General features: G+C 70.9%; 5 protein-coding genes. 3 read left to right on the top strand and 2 right to left on the bottom strand.

From position 1 onward, the window contains the following. Positions 1–197: 197 nt before the first annotated feature. On the top strand, positions 198–1,691 hold the full coding sequence (locus ACTIGN_RS15340) for a hypothetical protein (protein WP_439625316.1): 1,494 nt from the start codon (positions 198–200) through the stop codon (positions 1,689–1,691). Positions 1,692–1,901: 210 nt separating this feature from the next. Here ACTIGN_RS15340 and ACTIGN_RS15335 read toward each other — a convergent pair whose 3' ends face one another. Continuing rightward, on the bottom strand, positions 1,902–2,840 hold the full coding sequence (locus ACTIGN_RS15335; RefSeq protein WP_439625314.1) for a dihydrodipicolinate synthase family protein: 939 nt from the start codon (positions 2,838–2,840) through the stop codon (positions 1,902–1,904). 271 nt (positions 2,841–3,111) lie between these two features. On the opposite strand from ACTIGN_RS15335, the gene ACTIGN_RS15330 reads away from it, so the two are divergent. After that, entirely contained in the window at positions 3,112–3,696 is a 585-nt protein-coding gene (locus ACTIGN_RS15330) for a thiamine pyrophosphate-dependent enzyme (RefSeq protein WP_439625312.1), read from the top strand. A gap of 95 nt (positions 3,697–3,791) precedes the next feature. Here the strand turns inward: ACTIGN_RS15330 and ACTIGN_RS15325 are convergent, their stop codons facing one another. Then, a complete protein-coding gene (locus ACTIGN_RS15325) occupies positions 3,792–4,688 on the bottom strand; it encodes a class I SAM-dependent methyltransferase (RefSeq protein ID WP_439625311.1) in 897 nt (298 codons plus the stop codon). A 130-nt stretch (positions 4,689–4,818) separates the two neighbouring features. On the opposite strand from ACTIGN_RS15325, the gene ACTIGN_RS15320 reads away from it, so the two are divergent. Next, the gene (locus ACTIGN_RS15320; RefSeq protein ID WP_439625309.1) at positions 4,819–6,105 is read left to right on the top strand and encodes a YcjF family protein; all 1,287 of its coding nucleotides are present in this window, start codon (positions 4,819–4,821) and stop codon (positions 6,103–6,105) included. Positions 6,106–6,220 lie beyond the last annotated feature (115 nt).

Genomic DNA, 6,220 nt, shown 5'->3' with positions numbered 1-6,220 from the left:
GGGCGAGGTGTTGCACCTGTGTCTCTCACCAGCACTGCGGTAGGGTGCGCGCGGCATACAACCGGGGAGCCCCACCTCGCCCCGTTCCGACGGGGAGAGGTCGCCGCGAGTCTTCGAGCGTCGGGTGAGGGGCAGCCACGCAAACTGCAACCCTGCGGCCCGAACCCTGCAGCCACCCAACCAAGGTGTGATCCGCGATGCCGAAGTTGCGAGCGCCCACCGCGAACGGCGAGGTGCTGGCCGCACCGGGCTTCGACGCGGTCCCCGCACTGGTGGAGGAGAACCGCCGCCGCCTGAACCGCGACGACGTGGCGATCGGCGGAGTCCCGCTGCGCGAGTTCCGGGCGCAGGCGCGGCGCGAGGTTCTGGAACTGGCGGGCCACGCTCCCGGCTCGCCGGACGCACCACTTCTCATCGCGGGGCACCAGCCCGAGTTGTCGCACCCGGGCGTGTGGGCGAAGAACTTCGCGCTCGCCGGCCTCGCGAAGAAGCTCGGCGGCACCGGCCTGAACCTCATCGTCGACAACGACACGCTCAAGAGCACCTCGCTCCCGTTCCCCGAGATTGACCGCCGCGGCCCGAAGGCGCACATCAACCACGTCGCGTTCGACACCTTCGCCGGCGAAGTGCCCTACGAGGACCGCACCGTTCTCAACGGGGAGGTGTTCCGCACCTTCCCCGAGCGCGCCGCACCACTGTGGGCGAACTGGGGCTTCGACCCGCTCCTCGCCCGGGTCTGGGCGAGCGGGGGGCGTGAGCCCCCCGAGTCCGTGGGTGGTGGTGAAACCTCGGGGGGCTCACGCCCCCCGCTCGCCACGAACGTCGGCGAGGCCTTCACCGCGATGCGCAAGGGTGCCGAGTGCGCGTGGGGGTGCTGCAACGCCGAAGTCGCCGTCAGCCGGCTGTCGCACACGCGAGCGTTCCGCGCTTTTGCATCACACGTTCTCGGCGACCTGCCGCGGTTCCGCGAGGTGTACAACGCGGCGATCCGGGCGTACCGCGAGGCGAACGACGTCCACTCCGCCAACCACCCCGCCCCGGAACTCGCAGACGGCGAAGCGCCGTTCTGGGTCCGCACCGCAACCGGCCGCCGCGAGCGCGCGACGCCGGCGAGCGACGCGAGCCGCCTCCGCCCCCGTGCCCTCACGCTCACGCTGTTCGCCCGGGTGTGCCTCGGCGACTTCTTCATCCACGGGATCGGCGGCGGGAAGTACGACGAGGTGACCGACGACATCATCCGCAACTACTTCGGCACCGAGCCGCCCGCGTACCAGGTGCTGTCCGCGACGCTGCACCTGCCGCTGCCGGCGTTCCCCGCCACCGCGGCCGATCTGAGGCGGGCGCAGCGCCGCGTCCGCGACCTGTACTGGAACCCCGAACTTCACGTCCCCTCGGCGGTCGCTGCCGACCCGGACGTGGAGGCGTTCGTCTGCGAGAAGGAGTTGCTCACGACCCACGAGCCGCCGCTCACCGATCACGCTGCCCGGAAGAACTGGTACCGCCGGTTGCGGGCCGTGAATGCCGACCTGCGGCCGTACGTCGCGGACCAACTCCCGGCGGCCGAGGCGGAACGCGACCGCATCCGGGCCGAGGTCGCCGCGAACGCCGTGCTCCAGCGCCGCGACTACCCGTGGGTGCTGTACCCCGAGGCGACGCTGCGCCCCTTCTTGCAGCGATTCCTCCGGCTCTGACCGAATTGATTCCGGACTCGTATCGATTGGGATCGTGCGAGCCAGCGGCAAGCGGCCGCTGTAAGACCCGACCGCGGAAGCACTTCCTCACAGAGTTGCCGCATCAAATTTGATCGAACGAACTTTCTTCCGGTTAAGTGTGGTTGATTCCGGACTTCATGATGGTTCCGGGAGAGGGGTGGGCCTCTCGTCCGGAATCATTTCCTTCGCTCACACCCCGAGCTGGGCGGCGATGCCGCGGAGGATGTCGCGGTCCGAGTCGGGCCGGGCCGGGCTCCGCGGGTGGGTGCGGTCGCAGCCGATCCAGCCGCGGAGCTTCAGGAACATCGCCGCGTCGTGCTTGTACGCCGGCACCGGCGCGCGGAACGCCAGGAACCCGAGGTACTGGAGCACGTCGTTCAGCTCGTAGAACGCCGGGTCGCCGGCCTCCCACATCTTGTCCCGCCTGGCGAACAGGTCCGGGGCGAACGTGCTCAGGCCGAGCAGGTAGTCGCTGCCGTACATGACCATGTCGATGGCGAGGTCGTTGCCGGTGAACACGCGGAAGTCCGGGCGGAGCTGGTCGCGGAGCTGGATCCGCTGCCACTCCAGGTCGCGCCGCAGCGACGAGTGCTTCGCCCCGAGGCACTTGCGGATGCCGACGAGCCCGCGGTACACGTCGAGCGAGTAGATCTTCCCGAACGGCGCGAACATGGTGCCGAGTTCGAAGCCGATGAACCCGTCGCAGTGCCGGCCGATCTCCTCGTAGGCGGCGAGCAGTTCGGGGTCCGGCAGGCCGGTGAGCCCGTAGCTCTGGAAGACGATCGGCGTGCCGCCGCGCGAGACGATCTCGGCCGTGCCGCGGAGGTAGGCGTCCCGGTCGAACGGCGCGCCGGGCGCGTCGCCGACGAACACCCCGGCCGCGAACGGGCGGTTCCCGAGCGCCGAACGCGTGGCGTCGAGCGCTGCGACCCGCTCGGCGTCGGTGAGTAAGTTGGCGTACCCCGTGTCCATGTTCACGGCGGGGGTGAGGCCGGCCTCGGCGGTGCGGACGCAGTGCGCCGCGAACGCCGGCCAGTCGATCGCGCCGCTCTCGGTGAACGGGAGCAGGATGGCGGAGATGCCCGTGACCTTCCGCCGCGGGCGAATCATGGCGATGGGGTTGATCATGGAATCTGGTATACTCCACGCCCCCGCAACGCCTCGAATTTCGAAGCACGAAATTCGAAGCACATGGGAGTTGCGCAATTGGCTTGGTGGGGCAGACATTCGTGTCTGCCTCGTGAGGCGACTGGCGGCAGACACGAATGTCTGCCCCACCAAAAACAAGCAGATCCGAGCCCAACTGCGTAACTCCTAGCACAAAGGAAGACCGTAATCCGCCGGCGTGGTTCGTCTTTCGGATTTCGTACTTCGGATTTCGTGCTTACGAGGGGCCGTGATGACGCACCGCGACGCGCTGGAGGTTCTGGCACGGCACCGCCGCGACCACGTCGTCGTGACGACGATGGGCTCGGTCGCCGTCTGGCCGCACCTGTCCGACACGCCCCGCGACTTCCACTACCTGCCGTCGAGCATGGGGCAGGGGGTGCCGCTCGCGCTCGGGCTGTGCCTCGCGAAGCCGGGACTCCCCGTGGTGGTGCTCACCGGCGACGGCGGGCTCCTGATGAACCTCGGGTGCCTCGTCACGGTGACGCAGTTCGCGGTGCCGCTGACGGTGGTGCTGATCGACAACGGGCTCTACGAGGTGACCGGCGGGCAGCCGGTGCCGAACGCGGGCCGCACCGATTTCGCCGCGATCGCCCGCGGGGCCGGGCTCGGGCGCGTCTTCCCGTGCGAGACACGCGGCGAATGGGAGGCGGCCGCGGAAGAGGCGCTCGGCGGCCCGGGACCGGTGTTCGTGTGGCTGAAGGTGGCGGGCGAGCGCGGCAAGCCGACGCCGGCCGCCCCGCGGCCGATGGCCGAGCAGATCGCACGGTTTCGCGCGGGGATCGCTCTCAATCCCTGTGCTCCCGCACCGGGCTAAAGGAGTCGACCCCCCACGGGGGTGAAGAGTTGCGTTGGGTTTCCGCCCCGGACGGGCCGGCGTGTTTAGCCCGGTGCGGGAGCACCGGGATTGAGTCACGCGGCTATTGAGACCGTGCCGCCGGAGCGGGCCGAGAGCGGCTTCATCGCCTTGAACACCAGCACCCGGCCGATGAGCCGTTCGAGGACCACCAGCGGCAGCACCCGCCACGGGTGCGGCAGTTCGGACCGCCGCAGGTGCCGCTTCGACACCTTGAACTCGTGGAACGCCCGGAACGTGTGCCGCAACTGCCGGCCGGTCACCTTCGCGCCGGTCGCCGAGTCGGCCGGCCGCTGCCAGTACAGCCACTGGAGCGGGAGGATGAGGTCCTGCCAGTAGCCGGCGTCGTAATGGGCCGGGAACAGGCCGATCACCTTGCCGCCGCCCTTCAGCACGCGGAACAGCTCGGCGACCCGCGACGGGGCCGGCGGGGTCGGGTCGTGCAGCGCGTTCCAGGTCACCACGTCGAACGCGCCGTCCGGGAACGGTAGGGCCGTGGTCCCGACGCTGACGGTGCGGATCGGCAGGACGTGCCGGCCGAGGTTCTCGCGGACCAACTCGTCGGCATCGGCCGTGGTGAGCCCGACGGTCACCGGGGTGCCGGCACTGGCGTAGCGCACTGCGTCGCTGCCGAGCCCGGGGCCGAGCAGGAGCAGCGATTCGCCGGGGTGCCGGCCGAACTCCAGCGCCCCGGGCAGCCACGCGCCGTGGCGTTGGTACCGCTTTTGCTCCAGCTCGTCGTACCACGCGGCCGAGAACGGCACGAGCCCGCAGGCTGCGCGGCCGTGGCCCAGCGGGCGGATCAACTCGCGGTTCGCGAGAACGATCGGGTCGAGCGGCTGGCGGAGCGCCGCGAGCCGCCGCGACGACGCGACCGGGGCCGCGGGCTCGCGCTCGGGCAGGAACGCGACCTCGGCGTCGTAGAGTTTCAGGTTTCCCCGTGCCGCGTCCATGACACGCCCCGTGCCCGCCTCCGGCGGTGTGGTTGGCTAGAATGATCGCACCGGATAGCGTCGGGCCCCGACGGCGTCAAGCCCGGCGAGCGGGCGAGTTCACCGGGTCCGGGCGGGCGTGGAGGCACACATGAGTCGGCTGTTGGGCACCATCAAGCGGATGTTCGGCGGGGGCGGGGACCGGCCCCCGGACCTCGACGCGACCCTCAACGTACTCCGCACCAAGACCCCGACGCCCGTGTTCTGGCTCGTCGGCAAGACGCAGTCCGGGAAGACGTCGATCATCAAGCACCTGACCGGGGCCGACGACGCGGTCATCGGGGCCGGGTTCCGCCCGACCACGAAGACCACCCGGCGGTTCGACTTCCCCAGCTCCGACGCGCCGCTCCTGGCGTTCCTCGACACCCGCGGCCTCGACGAGCCCGGGTACGACGCCACCGCCGACGTTGCGGCGCTCGACGGCCAGGCGCACGTCGTCGTCGTCACCGCGAAGGCGACCGACTTCGCCCAGGGGAACGTGCGGGCGGCCCTCGAACCGATCCGCGCCGCGAGCCCGTCGCGCCCGGTCGTGCTGTGCGTCACCACGCTCCACGAGGCGATCCCCCGCCAGCCGCACCCGACGCCGTACCCGTTCTCCGTTCAGGAATCAGGAGTCGGGGGGCCGGAGTCGGGAACCCAGGGCGCGGGCCGCACCGGTGCGGAGCCGGGCTCCGGGCTCCCGAATCCGGACCCCCGACCCACGGTTCCCGACGACCTGCGCCGGTGCATCGAGGAGCACACCCGTGCGTTCGCCGGGCTGTTCGACGTCGTCGTGCCGATCGACCTGACGCGGCCCGAGGACGGGTTCCCCGACCCGGAGTACGGCGGCGAGCAGTTGAAGCAGGCGCTGCTGACGACCCTCCCCGGCGCGTACCGCCAAACGCTCCTGCGGCTCAAGGACGCGACCGACGCGCTCAAGGACGTCCACCAGCGGCACGCCGAGCCGGTGATCCTCGGGTACAGCACGATGGCCGCGACCGCGGGCGCGGTGCCGGTGCCGTTCGTGGACATGGTCATCATCCCCGGCATCCAGGCCCGCATGGCGGCCGACCTCGCGAAGCAGTACGGCCAGGCGATGACGATGGACCGGTACCGCGAGATCGCCGCCGCGGTCGGCGTCGGCCTCGTGTCGCGGCAACTCGCCCGCCAGGCGACGAAGTTCATCCCGGTCGTCGGCTCGGCCGTCGGGGCGGCGGTCGGCGGCGCGTCCACCTACGCCCTGGGCCGCGCGCTGTGCTACTACTTCCAGGCCGCGTGCGAGGGCCACGTCCCGGACGCCCAGGCGCTCAAGGCGTACTACCGGGAGCAGTACAGCGCCGCCGAGCAGCGCTGGAAGAAGGACGCGGCCGCGGCGAAGGACAGGCCCCCACAGGTCTAGTGGGGCGGGCACGGCGTCCGGCGAAGCCCCGCCGGAGGCAGCCGGCGGGCCGCCACGGAGGGCGGCCCCTACAAACCGAACACGAAAACCCTTGTAGGGGCCGCCCTCCGTGGCG

Origin of the sequence: Gemmata sp. (assembly GCF_051859125.1) — a bacterium.
Classification (GTDB): domain Bacteria; phylum Planctomycetota; class Planctomycetia; order Gemmatales; family Gemmataceae; genus Gemmata.
This window is presented reverse-complemented; position numbering and strand designations above follow the sequence as displayed.

Excerpts from the sequence above, each read along its gene's own strand:
- ACTIGN_RS15340 (WP_439625316.1), top strand. The coding sequence starts at position 198 with ATGCCGAAGTTGCGAGCGCCCACCGCGAACGGCGAGGTGCTGGCCGCA.
- ACTIGN_RS15335 (WP_439625314.1), bottom strand. The coding sequence starts at position 2,840 with ATGATCAACCCCATCGCCATGATTCGCCCGCGGCGGAAGGTCACGGGC.
- ACTIGN_RS15330 (WP_439625312.1), top strand. The coding sequence starts at position 3,112 with ATGACGCACCGCGACGCGCTGGAGGTTCTGGCACGGCACCGCCGCGAC.
- ACTIGN_RS15325 (WP_439625311.1), bottom strand. The coding sequence starts at position 4,688 with ATGGACGCGGCACGGGGAAACCTGAAACTCTACGACGCCGAGGTCGCG.
- ACTIGN_RS15320 (WP_439625309.1), top strand. The coding sequence starts at position 4,819 with ATGAGTCGGCTGTTGGGCACCATCAAGCGGATGTTCGGCGGGGGCGGG.